This is a genomic window from Clostridium sp. DJ247 (assembly GCF_014231265.1).
In genome coordinates this window covers 33,671-56,012 of record NZ_JABAIW010000019.1, presented here as the reverse complement: position 1 = coordinate 56,012, position 22,342 = coordinate 33,671, and the positions used below count along the sequence as shown (strand labels likewise).

Below are 22,342 nucleotides of genomic sequence, written 5' to 3'. Positions count from 1 at the left end.
TCCAAAAACTATCATATTTATACCTCCATATTAATTATTTCGATTTGCTAATATGAATTTTACTTTTCCTAAAACGCTGGCTGAAATAATATTTTAACTTCCTTAGAAATTAGAATTTTTGTATATAAGTCTTTTAATCCACAATTATCCTTGAAGCTCTGCCTTGCCTTCTTTCAGCATTCCTTCTTACTCCACTTTCTACTTCCCTTGCTATGTGACAAAAGTATTTGTATATTTGCATATTAGAATACTCTTTGTATTCCATTTCCAATCTGTTTGATATGTAGTAAAGTATTACTTCTCTATCTATACATCCCTCTTTCATACACTGCATAGCAAAGGTTATGTCATAGACATTATTTGTTTTGTTTTTTAATACTGTTTCCGAAAAATATCTCAGTATATACGGATGCAGTGTGCTCTTCTTATAACCAGAATACTGTGTGTTTATTATATTTAGTGTGTTATATTCAGTTGAAACATCATAAAAATCTGTGTAATTCTGTCTTAACAAAGCTCTTTCTTTTAGCTTGAACCTTGCCAGCTCCAGCTCATCTCTTTCTATTACTGTATTTTCATCTATAAATATTTCTGCAGTGTTTATAGTAAAATCACTATTCAAAGCACCATCTAAAAATCTTACCTTTACTATTAACTCTCTATTAGCTGCATAATAAGGAATACTTATATCTCTTTCCATAATATACAGCTTATTTCCAAATCTAATTATACCTTTTGTTACTATAATTTCCTTTTCCTCTACTATTAAATCTGCACCAGAAATTACTCCATTTGAAAAATCCTTGAAGTAAATATCCAAAAAATTTCTTGGATAATCTCTTATATTCTCAAGCATCTCCTTCTTTAGAATTCTTCCCTTATTAAAATTAGGGAATATATTCACAAACAATGTCATTCCTCCCAAATACTTATTTTAGTCCGTCAAAGAAATCCAATTCTGACAAGTCATTTTCAAAGGCAAAGTATTTTTTCTTTCCCATATAAAGCTCATGATTTTCTCTTCCTACAGGTACCACATAAAAACCCCAGCTTTTTTCATGAGCAAAAACAAAAAATCTTGTTTCTCCGTTCCTTATAGTATCTGTGTCTTCCTGAGATATTTCTTCACCATAAGCTTCCCTAATCTCTTCCTCTGATGATAGCTTGTATTCATCAAAATTATTTTCATATACATATTTGTGTTTTAAGTTTCCTTCAGCATTTTTTAGATAAAACTCTATTTCTTCTGCTCTTAGTGGTCTTGAAATATATCCTTGTGATTTGTTTATTTTCTCTAAGCTGTATATGAGCATCTTTTCTTCTTTATTGTAAGTAAAGGCACTAACTGAATAAGGTATTATAGGTACTTCATTTTTTATACTTACTTCTACATCTCCCATTTTTCTTGAATTTAAGTATCTTATAGCACCTCTTAAACAGGAAAGCTTTAGCTCTGGTACTTTTTCAGCTTCTTCTTTTTTCTGTTTAAATTCTATACTTTTTCCTGGTACGAATTCCTTTAAAGCTTCCTTAAATATATCTATTCTACAGGATTGTCCTGTTAATTTTATTATGGAATATTCCTGCAGCTTTCCACTTTCATAAAAATCCTCAAGGAACTTTCTTACTATTTCATATATTTCTCCTTTTATTAGCTTACTTATTTCCTTAATATTGAATATTACTTTTGGAAATTCATAAACACTTACAAAATCCTCTTTTTCAAGTACACATATATTCCACTTACTCAAATGAGTTATTATAAGGTCCTTTTCATCTTCACTTTTATCGTAATCAAACTTGTTTCTTAATATATTTGTTCTTTGGAAAAACTCCTTTTTCATGTTGTCAGCTATTTCCCATAGAAAATAAAAATTATTTTTTACATTTTCATATTCTTCTCTTGATCTATTCTCATACTCTTTAAATCTAGTGGGTATAACTTTTTCATCATTTTCATAGTATTTCTCAAAGTTTTCATAAAGCTTTTTTATTCCTTTTTCATCTACATACCTAAATATGTCACTGTCTGGAACATCTATTATGCTGTCTATTTCAAGGGTTTTTCCTGTCTTATAATAGTTTGCAAATACTATCTTCATAAACTGCATTATTCTATAGGTTATATTGTTTCCACCAAAGTTTGTATCTCCATTTTCATAGGTAGTGTTTATGTCTATTTTATAAGAAATATGTCCCTCTTCAATGGTAAAACAGCAGGAGGATAAATCTGTAGTTCCTCCTCCACAGTCTATAATTAAAGCTTTATATTCTTCTCCATTATAAAAATTATTCTTTTGTATTTGATCTGCTATGGTATTGTACAGCACAGCTATTCCTTCATCTAAGGAATTTTCTCCTTCTATGTTATACTCAGGTAGTATTTCCTTAAACATGTCTATAAACTGCATCTTAAGTTTCACTGGACTTGAAATATGTAAATTCTTAAATTTACACTTAAATTGATGTTCTGCTGTTTCAATTATGTACTTTATATATGCTTTTATAATTTCTCCCCTTTGTATCTGTGCCACATTTCCCTTGCTATCATATACTTCTTCTATTTTTGAATAATTGTTTACCCATCTTTTTATTCCTTGGTATACACTGCCATTACATATATAATCATTCCTTTTCATAAGCTTTTGTGCTTTATATCCAAAGTAATATTTTATATTATCTGAATCAGCACAATTAGCCACATATACTATAGTTGGTATTTGTTCTATCCAACCTTCTTCCTTTTTTGTTATATCCATAAATCTTACATAGTTAATAGAATTTAGCTCTATATTATGGTTTAATATGTCATTGTAGCAGGGATCAGCTACATAATTACTGCTTAAATATACTCCTGCAGTGGTATTTGATGTACCAAAATCTATAGCTAGTACAGTATTAGTTTCTTCCAGTTCCTTTATTTCTAACTCAAGTAAAGGAATTTTGTAATACTCTAGATTTGCAGGAGGAAGAGGTATATCAGAATAGTATGTCCTAAAAATATATTCAGAATGTTCTTTGTTAAAAAATAGCAGACTATAATTTCTAGTAGTTGATTTTTTTATTTTTAAATTTTTTTCTGCAACTAAGTAGTATAAATCTTCTTCATTATCATCTCTTATTAAATTAAATATTCCACATAAATCATTATCTTCATTTACTAACAGTACATTGGATTCTACTATAATATTTTTTTCTCCTGTTACTTTATACATATCTTCTTTCTTAATACCCAGCTCTGGATACAAAGTAATTTTAGCTGGAATTTTAATTACTTCACTATTAGACATTTTTGAAACTAGGTATTTTTTTAAGGCTTCCTCTACTCTTTCAAAGCCCTCTTCCTTATAATCTTCTATAAGATAGCTTTCTTCTTTTCCTCTATATTTAAGAATAGTTCGTATAAAGCCTTCTCTATCAAGATTATTTATTACTCCTTTGATTATTCTTTCCTCAAGACATATATTCTTCAGTTGCATTGTAGTCATTTCCATTAATTCTTCTCTTGAATATTTTCTTTTATAAACATTAATTTTATTGTTGAGCTTATATGAATGCATGATTACCTTACTCTCCTATTACTTATTTTTTAGGATACTTTTAATAAATAGCTATGTTATCTATTTTCATTGTTTGTTCTACGCCTATTACTCCAAAATGATTTTTCCAATAGATTTCCGTATTATATTTTATAGGCAGAAACAGCTCCTTAATAAATGCTAATTTTGCTAGTTTTTCCTCTGTTTCTTCCTCACCCATATAAAAAAGTAATTCCTCAGTTTCTTCACAGTTTGTATAAATTATTGAATTTCTAAATAGCTTTCTTATGGTATCCTTCAGTAAGTATAAAGTTTCTCCTGTAGTGTATAATCTTAAAAGATTGTATATTAATATATTTTTTTCTTTAAAGCTAAATAATTTTATGTTTTCTTGTATAGCACTTCCAAATACGTTGTTTTTTATATCTTCTAAAATAAAGTTCATATAGTATTCTTTTTTATTCATACCTTGAGTTAAATCAATATCTGCTAGAAAATGCATCATAATATCAAATAAGGTTTCCCTTAGCTCTAAGTATTCATTATTATTTACATCAAATAAATCTTTAAATATTTCGTAAAATCTATAATTAGCATTAATTTCTATATTTTCTTCTACTATATGTGAATTAATATATTTATTACTAAGCTCCATATAAGGAGAACTCACTTTAGCTGGGAAAAATTTAAGTTTTTCCTTTGGTATACCGCACTGTTGAGCTTTTATAATTAAATCCCAAATATAGTTCATACAAGTTCACCTTCACACTTATATTCTGGAAAATACCTTTGTATTTCAGATACTAAAAAGCTCATAAAATCATATACAATAAAACTACTATAAATACTTGTTTTAAATTTTAGTGTCATTGTCTTTTTGTAACTACTTTCTCTTATTTCATCTATTATGAAATAGTTCATATCATAGGTTGTATTGACTTCATGACTTTTATCACCTATCTGTATATCCAATAATTGAAAATATTTAGAAATTTCAAAAGAATTTATTACTCTATTTATTTCTCCTTTTGTTCTTATCACAAGGGCTTGTTTTTTAGAAAATCTATTTATAAAACTGTCATTTTTTCTATTGGATGCCAATTCATATTCATATTCATATTTTTCTTTTTCTTCATTTATAGGCTGTGATATTCTAACTACATTCCAAGATGCTGCATTTTCTTTAGGAGAAACTATTGTCAGTTCTTCTTCACTGTGCTTTATATAGCTTACAAGTCCTTCTTCAGCATCTACCAAATATCCATTGCTGATACCTATTTTTTTTAATGAAACTACTTGCTCAAAGTTAACCTTATCTATTACAGGTATTGGAAATCCATCACTTTTTAAATTTACAGTATCAACATTCCAAAGTGGTATAACATCTATAACCTTATACTTTTCATATTCGCCAAGTTCAAAGGATATTTCTTTTATTTCTTCTTCTTCCATAATATCTTCACAACTTGTTAAAACAACTTCAAAAAATTTATTTATATAAGGGCTATTTATGGTGTTCCATGGAACATTATTTTTTTGAAATATATTGTATAGCTCTTCTATTTTTTTCATGTAGCTTCTATTCTGCTTTAAGGTTACTTCTATTTTATATATTCCTTTATCCGTAACAATTTTTCCCTTATAACTTGCTTTGTTATTTAAAATCTCATTTATTTTTATATAATCGCAATTTAAAAAAATTGTAACCAGTTTTATACTTTCTCCAGTTTTAAGTTTTTCTAAGATTTGTTTTATGTTATAATTCTTTTCTTCTAAATCTTCCTGAAGCATGGGGTGTAGAAACTCATCCAATGGATCCACCTTGTGTTTGTGACAAATAGTAGTATATATATTATATTTTTTTTCTGTATCTTCAATCTCATTAAATACTCTAGTTCTTATACTGTCATGCACCTTTTTTTCATATTCAACTAAGTTTGTAAAGACTCCAGCCATAATACTCTTTAAAATTTTACGCTGTTCCAAATCCTCTATTTTATTCAATCTTTCCTGTATTATATCTTTCATTTATATCTTTCCCTTACTAAATTTTTGCTAATTTGTTCTTACCTTAGAGCCTTTAACCCTTGTCTCTCCAATCATGTCTATTACACTAGATTTACATTTTATATTTATGGATTGCTAGCTGCTGGATTTGCATCTGTATTATTACTAGTATCTTTATTTGAGTTTTTATCTTTACCTGAATCTCCACCGCTTTTATTGGCATCATTCAAAGCTGGAGGATTAAGTTTTTCTTGTACGTCTTTTATTTTAGCTGCAATACCTAAAACTCCCTGAAGGTTATTTAGATTCTGATACATACTTTGAGCAGATTCATAATTTTGTAGAGCTTTTCCATAGTCTTGAGCTGTATAATAGTTATCTCCCAGCTTTTCTAAATCATTACCTTGAATAGTTTTTTGTTTTTTATCTAAATCTGCCATCTTTGAATCTGCTTCCTGAATTTTTGATTTTAATTCTTTTTTTGCTTCTTCAAAGGAAACCTGCTCTGCACTATCCTTGGCTTTTAAATAAGTATCCTTTGCACCTGCAAAATCTTGATTATCCAACTGTTTGTCCCCTTGTTTTTCAATGGCTAAAACATTTATAAAATCTGCTGTTTTAGTTATTTTTGCATTTAGTTCTTTTTTATCATAATACTCTTCACTATCTGCTATTTTCTTTGCCTTTTCGTATTTGTCTTCAGCCTTTTCATAGTCTTTATCTGTAAATTTTTTATCTCCATCCACAATAAGCTGTGTTATCTGCAATTTTTTGTCTAACTCTTTTTGTTTATCTTTAACCTTTAGTTTTTCTAAAGAAGCCTCTGCATCCTGATATTCCTTAAGTGCCTTATCAAAGCTGCCATCCTTTACAAAGTTATCTCCATTGGTTTCATGTTTAATCAGCTGAGCTCTTATTTCTGTTTGTTTCTTTTGGCTATTTATTCTGTAAGCTATTATACCTGCCGCTATTATAATAATAGGAAGTATTATTATAATTGCTTTTTTCACATAGGCTATTTTGTCTTTATTATTTTCTTTAAATATTCGATTTCCAAAGATTGCTGCCGCAGTATAATTGTTTAAAAGCTTTTTTTGTTTTGACAAAAGTATTTCCTCAAGATTATCTACAAATTCCTCTGGCTCTTTTGTATCCTTCAAAGCTTGAATCATTTCCACAGTATTTACATTTTCCCAGAATCCAGCTGTGCATAGCAGCATTACATCTCCATCATTTAATTTATATTTACCTGATATGAAGGGTTTAAAATTATTTTGTTTCCCAAGATAGTTTATAAGATTATTTTTTTCTTCATGCTGATCAATTTCATATTCATCTATTTTTCCTGCATCACACATTATTTGTGCCATACTTTGATCTTTTGTTTTAAAGTTAAATCTACCCTTTCTAAAATGATATAGTCTTGCATTACCTGCTACAGCCCATACTACTTTGGAATAATCTGTTACAACAATTATTAAGCTGGATTTTAATCTTATACTTCTGCTTTCCTTTTCTAATATTCTATTAGCATTCATTATGTATTTTTTTATTTTTCTTTTGGATATAGTAGGCTTTTCCGTAAAATCTGCAAATATACTTTTCACCGCTATTTCTGCACTTTTAATGTCATCATCAGAGTCTATGCCATCAGCTGCTATCCAGCAAGCTGCATCATCTAATTCTACAAATGCAAAATAATCTTTATTGGTTGTAAAAATTCCAGCCTCGGATATGAAACTAGTTTTAAACTCACTATTGTCTTTTCTCATTTAAACACCCCGTTAATTGTTCCAATATAAATACATTTATGAGTTTCATATAAAAATAAAGTAATTATGTACTTAACTATTTTTTTGAAGAATAATAATAGTTGCGTTATCCTGTTTTGGATGGTTTTTCTTATTAATTATATTTATAATTTCTTCTGCAGCTTTATAAGGCTTTGTATTTTTTATAAAAATTTTTTCCATTTCAAATTCAGATATACTATTATAAACTCCATCACTACACAGTATAATTTTATCTCCAGTTCTTAATTCTACAGCTTCTTTACTTAATTCTATATCCTTAAAATCATGGTGACCAATGTAGCTAGTAAGTCTTTTCTTCCTAGGATTATTCATTACTTCCTCCCAGGAAATTTTTCCTGAAGCATATTGTTCTTTTAATGTAGCTTCAAAAATGTGTTTTTTATTAAGATTTATAAACTCTCCATTTCTGAATAAAACTATAGCGCTATCTCCTACAGATACCCAGTGAAGATAACTGTCACATATTATAACAGCTGCCATAGTAGTACCAGTTCTTATGCCCTTTGAGTTCTCTATTATTTCTCTATTGGTCATATTTGCTACATTAATAAAAAAGTTTTTTATATTATTTATACTGTCCAATTTTGAAAACTCCCGTATGAATGTATTTACAGCTATATTACTTGCCATCTTTCCTTTTGAATAACCTCCCATGCCGTCTGCCAATACTGCCATTATTCCATTTTCAGTTATTACTGTAGAAAAACTATCTTCTTGTTCTTTTCTTTTACCAATTGTTTGCTCATTACCAATAGATATGTATTGTGTTTTATGCGGGTTTTTAAAAAACCTCCTTATGTAAATAAGAAAAAATATTATAATAATAAATATTAAGACTAAAAACTCAGAATTTTTATACCAGCTTTCTTTCATCAGTTATCTTTCCTTTTTGTTATCATTTTCCCATTCAAAATGTATACCACATAAAGGAATAAATATAAATTTACTTTTCCCCATTTGTATTACATCATAAGCTGTTAGCTCTAAAGAGGAATATACTGCTTCATCATTAACATATACAAGACCAGAAGCATCACCGGATTTAAGAATAAAAGTTCTGTTTTTAGGATCATAAATTATAACTGAATGGTTCCTTCTGGAAATAGAGTTATCTCCAGTTATTTGTATATGCATTTCTTCTGATCTTCCTATAAAGTTCTTTTCTGTTCTAATCTTGTAGTCTTGTCCTACTTGAGCACCTTCTATACATACTAACCATCCTACTACAGGCTCTATACCATCATACTCGTCCCAATAAGGTACAGTTTTTTCCACATCTTCACTTTTATACATTGCTTTTGGGGCCTCAGCTTTAAAGTTTTGCTCTACTGAAATATCGCAGTAAGGACAAGTGTTACCATACTTTCTTGAATTAAACATATGACCATTTGCGCATCTTATCAAACTCATGCTATTCATTCCTCCATCTGTTTTATATACAAATACTTTGTTTAATCTATTTACCTCAATTCATTTATTTTACAAATAATTTGGTATTTACTATATAAATAATATCTCCTGAATCTAATTTACAAGGAGTGTCCCTTTTCAATTTCTTTTTTGAGGTTTCATTAACCTTTTTTATTCCCACACCATTACAGGAACCAATATCTTCTATAAACCAACTGTTTGCAGCAAAATTTAAAACAGCATGCTGTTTGCTTATAAGGGAAGCATATTCCGTATTGGATAAATCTATATCAACTTCATTGTTTCTTGTATTTTTACCTATCACTAAGGCTTGTTTATCTTTTATATCCCATTCAGCTTCATAATTTCCTTTTCCATCTATAAGTATTAAGGTTGTTATTCCTTCATATTCTGTTTTGTAGTTCATTACATAGCTTGTTATTTTTATCATATACGCAACTATAAATGCCACTACTAAAATACCAATTGTTATTTTTAAAATATGATTAGTATTTATAAAATAAATATAGTAAAATGCTGTTATAACTGCTATTATGATTGCAATGTCCAATAAAATTATGCCAAATTCTTCATTAGTACCCTTAGAGTATTTTTCTAGCTTCTTTATAGCAATATACTTTTTTATATTACTTACTATGTTAAGATGATCAGGTATTTTCCACATGCTACCCCCCCTTTAAAAGTTTATTTTTTATTTATTCCAAAGTATCTTTCAAAAATATCTGTAGTATCAATGGGATTTTTTTTCTTTTTTAATGTTGCTTCTTTATTTTTAGGATTGAATCCAAAGAAATTTTCAAAACTTCTTTCAATATTCTCTATATCAATATCTTTATAATTTTTTTCTTTACTTTGTTCTGATTCTTTTGTTTTTCCATAGTAATTAGTATTTTTACTGCCTTTTTTTATATTGTCTATCTTCAAATCATATTCTTTTCTTAGAGAATCATTGTTTAAAGTATTATAGGCTTCATTTACCTCTTTAAATTTTTCTTCTGCATCTTTATTTCCTGAGTTTACATCTGGATGATATTTTCTAGCTAGCCTTCTAAAGGCTTTTTTTATTTCTTCCTGTGAAGCATCTCTTCCTACAGCTAATACCTCATAATAATTCTTCATTTTCCATATCCTCTCAATACTGTTTTTCTATTTTCTTAAATTTAATTCCTGTAAAATCACGTCTTAGTATAGCTTCTGCCAAATCTAAACTTAATACTGTAAATTCTTCCAAAATTCCATCTATCTTAAAAATTTTATTAAATCCTATTTTACTTTCATCTATTATAAGTTTTTTTAAAGTTCCATTTTTATTAAATTCACTTTTATTTGAAAGACAACTTACAGCTTTAGGTACTATATTCCAATATAAATCCTGCTTCATTCTTTTTATATCTGCAAGCACAACTGGTCTGTAAAAAGTATCCTCTTGAAAATTTTCCATTATAGTTTTTAACTTATCTGATACTAAAGGAATAGGCTTTTCAATATAATCTATATACTGATTTTCTTGTTTTTCTTTTATATAAAATTGCATAGGCATTTCATCAATAGTTTCACGTTGTTTCTTTTTCATTGCATTTTTATCTAATGCTATTCCTGCAATAGGCTCTGCAAAATTTATAACTCTTTCATCTTGACAGATAATATAGTAATCCATTTTAAATTTATTTCTCCTTTTAATTTTCTGCACTTATAAATTCTTCATGGTTCTCTGTTCTTTGTATACTAATTCACTTGATCCTCTGTACTCTCCAACTCTAATTTCTACAATGTCTTCTTTATGTATTTCTTTATATTCTTTCAATTTTATAGCTTCTGGCATGGAATATTTAGCTAAGTCTATAATGTATTGATTATATAATTTTGTTTCCTTTAACTTTATCTTGTCTATATCTGGAGCTGATATCTTATTCATATATAGCTTTCTTATTTCCTCTAGTTCTTTTTCAAATTCCTCTAAAAAATCAAATGCCCAGCTAGTGTCATATTCTGTACTACATTCTTGAATATCAAAGTACCAGTATTTATTAAATGCATCTACTAAATGCATGTATTTTCTATCCATTATATTAGTTCTAAGTATTGAGTAATTTATATACGCTATTTTATCTTTCTCTGCAGCTGACTGCATATTACTTATTTTTATACATATATCTTTGAATGATTTTATAAAACCATTTGCAAGTTCATCTTTATTTTTTATATAGTATTTTTTTAGTTCATCTATCTTTTCATCACTTTTTATTTTCACATATTTTTCTTGAAAATGTTGTAATGCTTCTTCTCTTGTCATCCTACTCGTTCCTTTCACTTTATACTGTGAAAAATTTTATTAATAATAAATATTGCATATAGGTTCAAAAGGCAGAATATTCTGCCTTCTAAACCTATAAAAAGTAAAATAAAATTTGCAGAAAATATTAGTTCTTAGCCTGCAGCATATCCGCCTTCAATTTTAACAAATTCGTTTTTGTCTCTTTTTTGTTTAACAACAAGCACAAAGGATCCTACGCCTTCAGTATCTCCAAACTCTTCAGTATAATCAACTACGAATGCATTTGGAATATTGATTTTTCTTACTACCTGATCAGCAGCTATTGTTTCAAGAGTAACTTTTCTGTAGCAATCTGCTTTTTCTGCTGACACAAGTGACCATTTAGCTAATTTTAAAGTGTCATCAGCCTTGTCACCGTCTGTAGCTGTGATAATTTTACCGCTTACTGTAAGAATAGAACCTACATCTGTAGATCTTGCGTTTGAATCATTAGGCGTATCTGTTTCATACTTTACAGTTTGAATGTTATCTGCCCCCAATTCAATTGTTTCTGAACCTTCAACTTTTAATCTGAATCCCATAAAATGTTACCTCCTATTTTTTAATAAATTAATTTATATTAATACTTTGGGAAAGTACTAATAGCTTGTACACCATTATTTAACTGCACTTGTGCTTTTTGTAATAGCCACTTGAAGATTTTTAACATTTCCATTAAATACAAGATCAATTTCACATAAATTACTTGAATCATCTATTATGTAATTTAAATCATCTCCATCTTGAATAATTGAATTTACAGAACTTCGGCTATTAATCCATTTGCTTTTTTGACTACTTGGATTATTACTAAAGAACTTTACAATATTATCTTGTTTAAAATCACTAGTCTGAAATCTTAAAATTCTTTCTATATAAGTACTTACACTTGTTTTATAAATAGAATCAAATCCATCTTCTGTAAGTGCTAAGCTTCGTGCTTTATAAACTGTTATTCTCTTTATATCCCTTCCTTGGAGCTGAGCATTCTCGGAAGAAAAAACAAATCCAAAGCTTCTTCTATTTATAGAGTCCTTTATGTTATTTGTAAATCCTGATATTTCTTTTGCCATAGTGGTAATTACTTTTAAATTATTCTCACCTGACTCTATATCAAATCTTACCCCTGGGTAATCTTTGCTTACATTTTTAAAATATTCCTTTAAGTACTCTGGACACTGATATGCAGCAACAATTCCAGCTGCTATGTAAGATGCATCTACGTATACACCTTCTATCCAAAGCTTTAATATATCTTCTTTTTCCTGTGAAAGTTTTACCCCTTCTTCTGTTTGCAGCATTTTACTATCTATTATTACTCCTGACTTGTCTTTTGGAATAATTGTAAAATTAGGCATACAAGGTATAGCAAACTCACTATAATCTTGATGAGTTAACACTTCACATTTTTCCATATACTTATCAATTCCAGCTGTGGCCATATTATTAAATGTAGTTTCATCGTTAGCCTCGAAATTGAAAAATACTTGTATCTTGTATTTTTTTAGAATTTCCAATAATATAGTTAAAGATTCAATTGTATTTCCTTCTTTTTGAGATACTTTTTCATTGCCTCTAAATCTTTCTCTTCTTGTCTTCACTTTGCCTACTGATGACATTTCTATAGATGGAACTATGCTGAACCATATAGTATCCATAAAATCATTCTTAGAATTTACTGTATTTAGATATGTTTCTAATCTATCTGAATTACTACTTTTTACTGTCATATCCAGTTTATTATTTGTAATAATAAGTGTAGGCTGCATTCCTTTATTTTTAGTATTATATTGATCAAAAAACATTTTTACACCCAATATTTTTTCAACTAGAGGCTTGGCTGTTTTTACAAAATCATCTTTTGCAGTTTTGTAAAATTCAAGATAAGTATTATAATTTTGTACTTCTCTTTCTACATCTATTTCATTTTGTATTGCTGGCAATGGACAAAATGTCCTCACTACAAGATCTTTTACATAATCAGATGCATTCTCTGTAATAACTTCATAGTCTTCCTCAAATGTACTAACAAGACTATTGTTTGTATTTTCATCCATTACCATTAATGCATTACTATCACTTTTAGGAGCTTCTATTATTTTTAATTCACCGTTATCTCCCATACTTAGCATGCCTATTTGTACAGCCTCTGCTTTGTTATCTTCTTGATTTTTTCCAAATAAAAGCCTAGTCTTTATATCTTCAATTGCCAAAGGAAGCATGGCCATTACATTATTATAATTTTGACTTGCTTCTTCAAATTTATAATTTAACTTATCTCCTAAATCTAATCTTTTAGGATCTTCTTCATCAAGTTCTTCATATTTATTATATAAGTAATGTATCTCTTTTCTTACCTGCTTTATATCTTCAATTACTTTTTTTGGGGATATCATATCAAGAACTTTTTCAAATTTAAAATCAACATTTTTTATACCTTGACTTCTTTTGGTATCTATTAGTGTAAATAACATTTTTAAAAAATCATTGTTTTGATCAAGCTTTATTTCTGAAATACATTCATCAGAAATGTTTTCAGGTTTTTTTAATGCGTAAACAACTTTTTGATTGGCAGCATTATAAAATGAATATACACTAGGAGAAAATTTTTCTAAAAATTCATCAAAATTCTTTACAAGAAGATGCTCATTAATTTCTCTTACTTTTTCATCACTTAAGCTATCTATTCCTTTAACATCTCCCACAATGGTAATAAGATCTAATTTTTCAGGATTAATTTCCTCAAAAAGTATACTTTTGTTTGTTTGGTAAATAGTATCCACTTTTGCCCCCCCTATTTTTCATTTTTAATCATATTGTGTCAATAAAATCCATCATTGGATAATTGTATATTAACATAACATTTTTACCCAATCAACCTTTTTTTATGATAATTAACCCAAAAAAAATTTTTTTTTAACGAATGTATATAATTACACTAAAGTTACAATTAAATTTAATATATAAATGAGACCTTGTTAAATCTATTTTGTAAAGGATTTACAAATAACTTTAGTTCTACAAAATAAAATAAAAAAATGTTGCTACATGTAGCAACAAAAATTAAAAAGATATGAAAATTTACAGTTTTATGGTATATTAGATTTGGAAATTACTTTTATAATATTAATGTGAATAATTGTTACTTCCTTATGTTAATCTTTATTTTTAAAATAAGGCATTCTAAATAAATAAATATTTTTAAAAGCTTTAATACGGAAAATCTTCTTCCATAGTCAATAGATAAGTTACGCATTATAATACTTGAGAATATAAAAGATATTTGTTTGTTATATTTATTTATATTTTCTATATTATCTTCAATAACTCTTTCTGATACCGCAGCAGGTGCCTTTCCACATAAATAATAATATATGGTAGCTGCAAAACTATAAATATCTGAGTATGTACCTTGTTTCGATTCTTCTGAGAAAAATTCTAATGGAGAAAATCCAGGTGTTATAAATATTATCTTTTTTTTATTTTCTTTATAATTTATGGCAGAACCAAAGTCAATAATTACATGATTGCATTTTTCATCAATTATTATATTGCTGGGTTTAATATCCCTATGTAGTATATTTTTTTTATGTATAAACTCTATAGTATTGATTATAGGAATAAATATATTTTTAAAAAAATAATAAATGGGAATATCCTTATTTTCTTCTATATATTTATCAAGAGTTTTTCCCTCATAATATTGTATTACAATATAGGTTGTATTATTTTCTATAAAGCAATCAATATATTTAGCAATATTTTTATTATTAAACTTTTTTAAGATCATAGCTTCATGAGAAAACTCTTTTCTTGAATTGTTATATTTATCTTTTAAACCTGGCATTTTACATAAAACTGTTTTACCATCTAAATCTCTTAATACCAGTTTATCTGGAAAATATTCCTTTATTACATATTTATACTTGTCCTTAATATTCTGTGCTATATATACTATAGACAATTCCCCTTTAGCTATTATTTCTTTTATTTCATAAATGCCTTTTAATATAGCCCCACTTTCAAGACATTTATCTTCTACATAAACTTCCAATTTTTAAGCTCCCCCCTATAGAAACTTATAGTCATCAAGTGATTCTTAGCTTTAGATAAAACGTTTAAATTTACATAAAAAGGAGCTATAAAGCTCCTCTCAATTACTTAATATAAAAATTTAAAACTCTCTTACTTTATTCTAATATTTTTCAACTCTAACGCCTTCTGTATCAGGCTCTAACAAAACAAGCTCCCATTGATCCTCAAGATTATCTAAAAATATTTTTAATTCTTTTTGAAACTTGTCTTCTTCATTCTTATTGATAACAGCCATGAGCGTAGAACCAGACCCACTAATAAATTCCCCTACAGCTCCAAGTTCTTTAACCTTTTCAAATACTAAATCTGAATCTTTAATTAAATTTTTTCTATAAGGTTGATGTATCCTATCTTCAAAACATATTCTTAATTTATCAAATTCTCCATTATATAGAGCACTAACAAGCATAGCAGTCCTTGATGAATTAAAAATACAATCTTCTCTTACATATGCTTTAGGTAAAACTTCTCTTGATTTTTCAGTACTTACCTTAAAACTAGGTATTATAGCAGCAAATTTTAATTCATTTGGTACTTTTATTTTAGAGTAAGTTACCTCATGTCCATTTTGTATTGATACAGCCATTCCCCCAACAGCAGCAGGAACTACGTTATCTGGGTGTCCCTCTATTTCTGTAGAAAGTTCGACAATTTCATCCATAGACATTTTATTTCCCATAAATGCATTTGCCGCTGAAATTCCGCCTACGATACAAGTTGCACTACTTCCAAGTCCTCTTGAAAGAGGCACCTCACACTTAGAAACATTTATAGTAAAATGTCCGTATTTATAATTAAATTTTTCAAAAGCTTTTACCATACTAATATATATTAAGTTTTCTTTATAATCTTCTTCACTTTTTATTCCATTATTAAATACTATTGTTTCTTCATTATTTTCACTTATTTCAAACTCATTATAAAACTTTAATGCCATACCAAGGCAATCAAAACCTGGTCCCATATTAGCTGTCGTAGCTGGTATTCTAACTTTAATCACTATAATTCACCTCTGTTTAATATTTGAATAAAAAACTTACCATTTTATCATTATGTTTAAACTAGCATAATTGATATTTATGTACTCCATTTATGAAAATAAAAAACTCTCCCCAAAAATGGGGCGAGTATTGTCCGCGGTTCCACCCAAATTAATGGAAATATAAATTGTATTTTATAATATTTAAACTTCGTTTTTGTATAATTATATTATTGGATAAAATATATGTCAATAGAAAGCCTTAAAATTATTAGTAATGGTTTAAACTGTATTAAAATTTAAAACAAATTATTAGTTTGTGTTTTTGAGCTACGCACACATGTATTACAGTTTACCTAATAATTTTAAAGTAACATAGTCAAATATTTCTTGCTTTTTTAGCACTAGATTAGCTGATTTTTTATCATTTATATTAACTTTAAGTAATATATATCTAGCTAAAAAAGACTCAAAAGGTAACCAACTGGCATGAGTCATGGGAATTACATACCTAGTTGATCCTTTCATTTCTCTAAAAAGCATAGTCCTACTCTTTAAAGGTAAGGTCTCATCAAACAGTGCATCTATAAAAGTTATTTTAGACTTATCAAGTAAGTGTGCATAGGAAATGGGGTCTATTCTGAAAAGTGGATGAATATGTTCACTTCTTACTATCTCTAATAATTCCATATTTTTTACTTGCTGAAACTGTTTATTATAAATATCATAAAGTTTTTCTTTATTTTCTAAGTAATACTCACTCTTAAATCCATTCTGAAAAAGTCTTCTAGCAAAGGCCGTAACCCTAGACTCATGTATTATTTTAGGGAAATATCCTCCCGTAGCCATAAATATAGTTTCACTTATACGCTTGTCGAATGTTGCAGCGATTGATGCCAGCATTCCTCCAAGACAGTATCCTACTACGCAATTATTTTTATTCCAGATTTTTTGTTGTTCTAATAAGTCTATTGTACATCGTATGTCTACAATGGCATGTTCCCAAAATTGATACATTACTTTAATATCTGGCCAAATATAACTTCTTCCACTAACAGATTTATGTTCTACACGGGTATAATTTCCAGGAAGTATTATTATAGTAGAGTTAACTCCTACAGAAGCTAAATGTGTACCTAACCAAAACATAAATTTAACATTACGACTACCTAATCCATGTAAAATAATTACAGATGCTTTTGGGGTACTTTTAGGTATAAAATTATATAACTCAACTACTTCTGTCCCTGGAGCTGGTGTCCTGTAAAATGTTTTAAATCTTGTATAGCTGCATCTATAAAAAGCTCCTTTTAATATATATCCTTCAACAAAGTTTATATTCTTTCTTGTATAAGAAAAATCTATTATCATAAACTCACCTGCCACTAAGTTAAATTTTGATTGAAGAACCCTATATAACCACGCCCGAAATTTAACTTATACTCCGGAATATGCTGCCAAACTTCGGCACATTAAAAACTTTTAATTAGTCTAAAGTTCGTGTTTATGAAAATCTAAGAACCTTTGATAAACTCGTACCTCAAACATATCAAAGCTTCTAAGATTTTCATAAACACTTCACTAAGACTAATAAAAAAGTTTTTAAAAGTGCGCTCAGTTTTGGCAACATATTCCTACGTATAAGTTAAATTTATGTTGTAGTTATCTATAATGTGCTAAAGTAAGAATATAAAAACTAGCTATTGTAATAGTCTATGTATATAATATATATGACCATATAAAAAAATTAGTATAATTGACAATATATACTTTTACCCATTAGTTTATCATAGCTATGACTCTTTAACTTTTATACTACAACCCATGAGTTAAAAACTGATGTGAACTGAATTTGTACAACTAAAATTCATTTTACCGAGAGAGGTGCTATAGATTGGAAAGATGTAGTTGGTGTGATAATGATGATTTGTACATAAAATATCACGACGAAGAATGGGGTATGCCTGTTTATGATGATAGAAAATTTTTTGAATTCATGGTACTTGAGTCAGCACAAGCTGGACTTAGTTGGATAACTATACTCAGAAAAAGAGAAGGTTATAGAAAAGCTTATTATAATTTTGACCCATTATTAGTCGCAACTTACTCAGAAGAAAAAATAAATGAGCTGCTTCAAAATAATGGTATTATACGGAACAAAAGAAAGATTGAGGCTTCCATAAATAATGCAAGATGCTTTTTAAATATACAAGAAGAGTTTGGCAGCTTCAGTAGTTATATATGGACATTTGTAGATAATAAGCCTGTATTAAACTCCTGGGAAAATATCTCAGAGATTCCTGCTAACTCTGAACTCTCCGATAAGATAAGTAAGGATTTAAAAAAGCGAGGGTTTAAGTTTTTAGGGTCAACTATTGTTTATTCATTTTTACAAGCAACTGGGATAATAAATGATCATATAATAAGTTGTTTTAGGTATAAACAACTTATAAACCCTATGACTTTAACATAGGGTTTATAAGTCTCACAGTATTACACAATTTTTACCGTATTTTTTAGTGCTCCTATTTTCTCTACTGTCACTTCTAATATGTCGCCATCTTTTACAGCCTGTATTCCTGAAGGTGTTCCTGTTGAGATTATATATCCATGAATATATGTCCATTTTATCTAATTATACATAGTTACATACTCTGCTTATAGCAATGTCATTAAATCCAAGAGCTTCAGCCTTTACAACTTTACCATTAGCAACTTCTATGATTTCTTTTAAAAGTTCCTCTCCCATTTCTTCCATTGATTTAGTTCCTGCTATTACTGCACTTACATCAAAGTCCATATTTTCTTTCATTTTATTATATGTTATTTTATTAGCAGTCATTTTTAAAACTGGAGCTAATGCATTTCCTGTAGGAGTTCCTCTACCTGTTGTAAATACTACCATTTGAGCACCACCAGCTACCAATCCTGTAACTGAAGCTATATCATATCCTGGAGTATCCATTATAACTAATCCTTTTTTACTTGGACCTACACCATAATCAGTAACTTCAACTATTGGTCTATTTCCGCCTTTGTGTATACATCCTAATGATTTTTCTTCTAATGTAGTTATTCCACCTGCTTTATTTCCTGGAGAAGGATTACCATTTCTTAAGTTTTCTCCAGCATTCTTTAAGTGATCTTCGTATCTCTTAATAATGTGATAAATCTGTTCTTTTATTTCTGGAGTAGCTGCTTTTTCAGCTAATACATGCTCAGCACCTATAAATTCTGTAGTTTCGCATAGAATTGAAGTAGACCCTAAGTCAACTAGTCTATCACTTGCATTTCCAAGTACCGGATTAGCCGCTAATCCTGATGTTGGGTCTGAACCACCACAGTTGGTTGCAACAATTAACTCTGATAATGGGAATTCTTCTCTTTGCAGCATGGAAGCTTCCATAACTAATTGTCTAGCATACTCTACACCCTTTTTTACTGTAGCAGTAGTTCCTCCTTCTTCTTGAATAACTACCATCTCAAGTGGTTTATTAGTCTTTGATTTCACTAATTCATACATATCATTTGGTTGAGCATTTTCGCATCCAAGCCCAACTAATACAGTTCCATACACATTTGGATTTGCAGCAAGTCCTGATAGTATATCCATTGTTATTTTTAAGTCACCCTCAACCTGAGCACATCCATTTTGATTTATGATGTGTACTGCTCCTTGTACTTGATTAGCTATTACCCTTGCAGTTTCACTTGAACAAGCACAAGTAGCTAATACTAATACATGATTTCTTATTCCAACTTTTCCATCTGGTCTTCTATATCCTAAAAAATTCATATTTAATTCCTCCCTTTCTTAACCTTCTAACATTTCACGAATACCAGTTATATTATGAGTGTGTAGATGTTGTCCTATCTTTATATCCTGGGTAGCCTTGCCTATCACTTGTCCATATTTATAAACTAAATCTCCTTCTTTTATATCAACAATAGCAAACTTGTGATATATAGGAACATTTTGTACAATATTAACTTGTCTTGTTTCTTCTCCAACTTTATAGCTAGCAATACTTGCTTCTTTTAATTCCTCTATTGCTACTGCAACACTATCTTTTTCGTTAATAATTAATGAATTAATCTTATTTTCCATTTTTATCATCCTTTCTTTCTTTATTTATTAAATTTATATTTATATTGAAGTTTCAGCTACATTATTATTGACTGCATCATTATTGAATTTAGGAGCTCCATACTTCTTTGCCATCCAATCAACAAAAGGAGGAACTATAATAGCTGTTATAACAACAGCTGCTGCAATCTGTGCTGTTGCTGACGCAACAAATGGTTTATATGTTGGATCAACTAATGCAACTGCTGCTGGTGTTGCGATGGTGTTTCCTGCTGCACTTGCTATAGCAGCTCCAGCATAACCAGGTCTTCTACTGATAAATTTGTCACCAAGTATAGCGCAACCTCCACCAATGATAAATACCATTGCTGCTAAAAGTACTCCACTAAATCCTGCTCTAACAATATTAAAGAAGTTTATTCCTGCTCCTAGAGCAAAACCTATAAATGGTATTACTAACCCTACCCCTGGTGAAAAGAATTTTCTGAAATCATCATCTAGATTTCCTAAGATACATCCAATAAGTAGAGGTACAATAGCAGCAAATAAGGCCATTATGGGAATATTAGCCAAACCTGATACGCCAAAAGTAAGAAGCGTTAAGAATGGACCATCATGAATATTCATAATGCTTTGTGCTGCCAAGTCTTTAGAATCTCCATACTCACCCATTAATGCAAGATACAAGCTTCCATTTGCACCTGTAACAGAACTTATTATTGCTAATGCTGATACTCCTAAAATACCTTCTCTTCCAAAAAACTTGGCTATAAGAATTCCTAAAATTGCACCAGCAACGTATTTTGATATAAGTAAAACAGTACCTCTTTTAAGAGCCTCTGGGGCCTCTTTAACTTTTAAACCTGTTCCTATAAAGAATAACTGCATTCCTACTATTGTAGCAGCAGCAACATTGGAAAAAAGTGCCGTAGTAAAAGATCCTATTTTTAAGGCTTGTGGAGCAAAGGTATTAATTATTGCTCCTAGTAGCAGTGGAACAACCATCATTCCCCCTGGAACCTTCTGTATGGTTTTCATTATCTTCATAAACTATCCCCCCATGATTATATAAATCTAATATATTAGGTTAACTTTGCTTTTTTAAGAATCTCTTTAATTTCTTCTACCTGATCTTCACTTAATGTAGATGCAGGACTTTTACATGTAGGCTTTATTTTATACCCTGTTAGCATTTTTGCTGTCTTAATAGCTGGGATAAAGAAATCAGATACTGTATAAATACCCATCAAAACGTTAACATTTCTTTGTAATAATTCAAGGGTTTCAAAATCTTTATCATTATAAGCTTTGAAAAGCTTTGCAAAATACTCTGGAGCAATGTTAGAAAGCCCTCCAATAAGTCCATTTCCACCTGCTAATAGATTGGGAACAAAATATTCATCAAAGCCTGAAAATACTGCAAAGTCTTTTATTTCTGATTTAACTATATTAATTAATTGTCTTGTATGGCTAATATTATCTACTGTATCTTTAATTCCAATGATATTCTTAAATTCCTTTGCTAATTTTAGAACAAGTTTAGCATCAATATTTACTGCTGTTCTATCAGGAAAGTTATAGAGAACTAATGGTAACTCTGTATTTTGAGCTACTTCAGCAAAATAGTTGTAAAGGCTATCATTATTTAACTTAAAATAATAAGGTGATATAACAACTGCTGCATCAGCACCTTCATCTTTAGCAAAGTTTGTTAATTCTATAACTTCCTTAACTACAGTACCACCTGTGCCTATTAGAACTGGTACTCTTTTATTTACTGTCTTAATAACAAATCTTATAAATTCTTTTCTCTCATCCATTGTCATTGCGAAGAATTCCCCAATACTTCCTAAAAACAAAAGACCATTTACTCCGCCATTTACTAAGCTATTAATTCCTTCTTCGTTTCCTTTAAAATCTAATTTCCCCTCCTCATCAAAAACGGTTACAACTGGTGTAATAACTCCTTTTAACATAATATACCTCCTAGTAAACTTTTATTTCTTCTACACTTTTATTATTAAGCAAACTCTGTGCCAAACTTATAAAACAAAAATTTTTTTGCTCACAAGCCTT

General features: G+C 29.0%; 22 protein-coding genes. 1 reads left to right on the top strand and 21 read right to left on the bottom strand.

Annotated features, from left to right (window positions below):
• Positions 1 to 133: 133 nt before the first annotated feature.
• The 16 genes from HGI79_RS09530 to HGI79_RS09455 form a co-directional block, all read right to left on the bottom strand.
• Complete coding sequence (locus tag HGI79_RS09530) at positions 134 to 910, bottom strand: DNA and RNA helicase (RefSeq protein ID WP_185650487.1); 777 nt, start codon at positions 908 to 910, stop codon at positions 134 to 136.
• A 19-nt stretch (positions 911 to 929) separates the two neighbouring features.
• Positions 930 to 3,560: a molecular chaperone gene (locus HGI79_RS09525; protein WP_185650486.1), complete on the bottom strand. Its 2,631-nt coding sequence runs from the start codon at positions 3,558 to 3,560 to the stop codon at positions 930 to 932.
• Between the two features lie 40 nt (positions 3,561 to 3,600).
• Positions 3,601 to 4,290, bottom strand: a complete 690-nt coding sequence (locus HGI79_RS09520; RefSeq protein ID WP_185650485.1) for an iron-dependent peroxidase — start codon at positions 4,288 to 4,290, stop codon at positions 3,601 to 3,603.
• Positions 4,287 to 5,567 carry a normocyte-binding protein gene (locus HGI79_RS09515; protein WP_185650484.1) on the bottom strand — a complete coding sequence of 427 codons (1,281 nt, stop codon included), beginning with the start codon at positions 5,565 to 5,567 and terminating at the stop codon, positions 4,287 to 4,289. The genes HGI79_RS09520 and HGI79_RS09515 overlap by 4 nt, the downstream gene beginning before the upstream one ends.
• A 104-nt stretch (positions 5,568 to 5,671) precedes the next feature.
• Positions 5,672 to 7,318 carry a serine/threonine protein phosphatase gene (locus tag HGI79_RS09510; protein ID WP_185650483.1) on the bottom strand — a complete coding sequence of 549 codons (1,647 nt, stop codon included), beginning with the start codon at positions 7,316 to 7,318 and terminating at the stop codon, positions 5,672 to 5,674.
• 72 nt (positions 7,319 to 7,390) lie between these two features.
• Positions 7,391 to 8,233 (bottom strand): PP2C family serine/threonine-protein phosphatase, encoded by an 843-nt coding sequence (locus tag HGI79_RS09505; protein WP_185650482.1) that lies wholly within the window; start codon positions 8,231 to 8,233, stop codon positions 7,391 to 7,393.
• Positions 8,234 to 8,236: 3 nt separating this feature from the next.
• On the bottom strand, positions 8,237 to 8,770 hold the full coding sequence (locus tag HGI79_RS09500) for an FHA domain-containing protein (RefSeq protein WP_185650481.1): 534 nt from the start codon (positions 8,768 to 8,770) through the stop codon (positions 8,237 to 8,239).
• Positions 8,771 to 8,834: 64 nt separating this feature from the next.
• Positions 8,835 to 9,455: an FHA domain-containing protein gene (locus HGI79_RS09495; protein ID WP_185650480.1), complete on the bottom strand. Its 621-nt coding sequence runs from the start codon at positions 9,453 to 9,455 to the stop codon at positions 8,835 to 8,837.
• 20 nt (positions 9,456 to 9,475) lie between these two features.
• Positions 9,476 to 9,910, bottom strand: coding sequence for a DnaJ domain-containing protein (locus HGI79_RS09490; RefSeq protein WP_185650479.1), 435 nt, complete (start codon positions 9,908 to 9,910; stop codon positions 9,476 to 9,478).
• A 13-nt stretch (positions 9,911 to 9,923) separates the two neighbouring features.
• On the bottom strand, positions 9,924 to 10,448 hold the full coding sequence (locus HGI79_RS09485; protein WP_185650478.1) for an imm11 family protein: 525 nt from the start codon (positions 10,446 to 10,448) through the stop codon (positions 9,924 to 9,926).
• A 33-nt stretch (positions 10,449 to 10,481) separates the two neighbouring features.
• Positions 10,482 to 11,084 carry a hypothetical protein gene (locus HGI79_RS09480; RefSeq protein WP_185650477.1) on the bottom strand — a complete coding sequence of 201 codons (603 nt, stop codon included), beginning with the start codon at positions 11,082 to 11,084 and terminating at the stop codon, positions 10,482 to 10,484.
• A gap of 134 nt (positions 11,085 to 11,218) precedes the next feature.
• Positions 11,219 to 11,647, bottom strand: coding sequence for a membrane-associated protease 1 (locus HGI79_RS09475; protein WP_185650476.1), 429 nt, complete (start codon positions 11,645 to 11,647; stop codon positions 11,219 to 11,221).
• A 75-nt stretch (positions 11,648 to 11,722) separates the two neighbouring features.
• On the bottom strand, positions 11,723 to 13,888 hold the full coding sequence (locus HGI79_RS09470; RefSeq protein ID WP_185650475.1) for a transcriptional regulator: 2,166 nt from the start codon (positions 13,886 to 13,888) through the stop codon (positions 11,723 to 11,725).
• Positions 13,889 to 14,247: 359 nt separating this feature from the next.
• A complete protein-coding gene (locus HGI79_RS09465; RefSeq protein ID WP_185650474.1) occupies positions 14,248 to 15,159 on the bottom strand; it encodes a serine/threonine-protein kinase in 912 nt (303 codons plus the stop codon).
• 141 nt (positions 15,160 to 15,300) lie between these two features.
• Positions 15,301 to 16,200, bottom strand: a complete 900-nt coding sequence (thrB, locus tag HGI79_RS09460; RefSeq protein WP_185650473.1) for a homoserine kinase — start codon at positions 16,198 to 16,200, stop codon at positions 15,301 to 15,303.
• Positions 16,201 to 16,524: 324 nt separating this feature from the next.
• Complete coding sequence (locus HGI79_RS09455; RefSeq protein ID WP_185650472.1) at positions 16,525 to 17,550, bottom strand: alpha/beta hydrolase; 1,026 nt, start codon at positions 17,548 to 17,550, stop codon at positions 16,525 to 16,527.
• Between the two features lie 523 nt (positions 17,551 to 18,073).
• Between HGI79_RS09455 and HGI79_RS09450 the strand changes: the two genes are divergently transcribed.
• Positions 18,074 to 18,652 (top strand): DNA-3-methyladenine glycosylase I, encoded by a 579-nt coding sequence (locus tag HGI79_RS09450; RefSeq protein ID WP_185650471.1) that lies wholly within the window; start codon positions 18,074 to 18,076, stop codon positions 18,650 to 18,652.
• 20 nt (positions 18,653 to 18,672) lie between these two features.
• Here HGI79_RS09450 and HGI79_RS23220 read toward each other — a convergent pair whose 3' ends face one another.
• Genes HGI79_RS23220 through dapA form a run of 5 tightly spaced genes read right to left on the bottom strand, consistent with a single transcriptional unit; the run spans position 18,673 to position 22,242 of the window.
• Positions 18,673 to 18,780, bottom strand: coding sequence for a fumarylacetoacetate hydrolase family protein (locus HGI79_RS23220; protein ID WP_313885199.1), 108 nt, complete (start codon positions 18,778 to 18,780; stop codon positions 18,673 to 18,675).
• A gap of 34 nt (positions 18,781 to 18,814) precedes the next feature.
• Entirely contained in the window at positions 18,815 to 19,975 is a 1,161-nt protein-coding gene (locus HGI79_RS09440) for a UxaA family hydrolase (RefSeq protein WP_185650470.1), read from the bottom strand.
• 18 nt (positions 19,976 to 19,993) lie between these two features.
• Entirely contained in the window at positions 19,994 to 20,287 is a 294-nt protein-coding gene (locus HGI79_RS09435) for a UxaA family hydrolase (RefSeq protein ID WP_185650469.1), read from the bottom strand.
• A gap of 39 nt (positions 20,288 to 20,326) precedes the next feature.
• Positions 20,327 to 21,313, bottom strand: a complete 987-nt coding sequence (locus tag HGI79_RS09430) for a 2-keto-3-deoxygluconate permease (protein WP_185650468.1) — start codon at positions 21,311 to 21,313, stop codon at positions 20,327 to 20,329.
• 35 nt (positions 21,314 to 21,348) lie between these two features.
• The gene (gene dapA / locus HGI79_RS09425; protein ID WP_185650467.1) at positions 21,349 to 22,242 is read right to left on the bottom strand and encodes a 4-hydroxy-tetrahydrodipicolinate synthase; all 894 of its coding nucleotides are present in this window, start codon (positions 22,240 to 22,242) and stop codon (positions 21,349 to 21,351) included.
• Positions 22,243 to 22,342 lie beyond the last annotated feature (100 nt).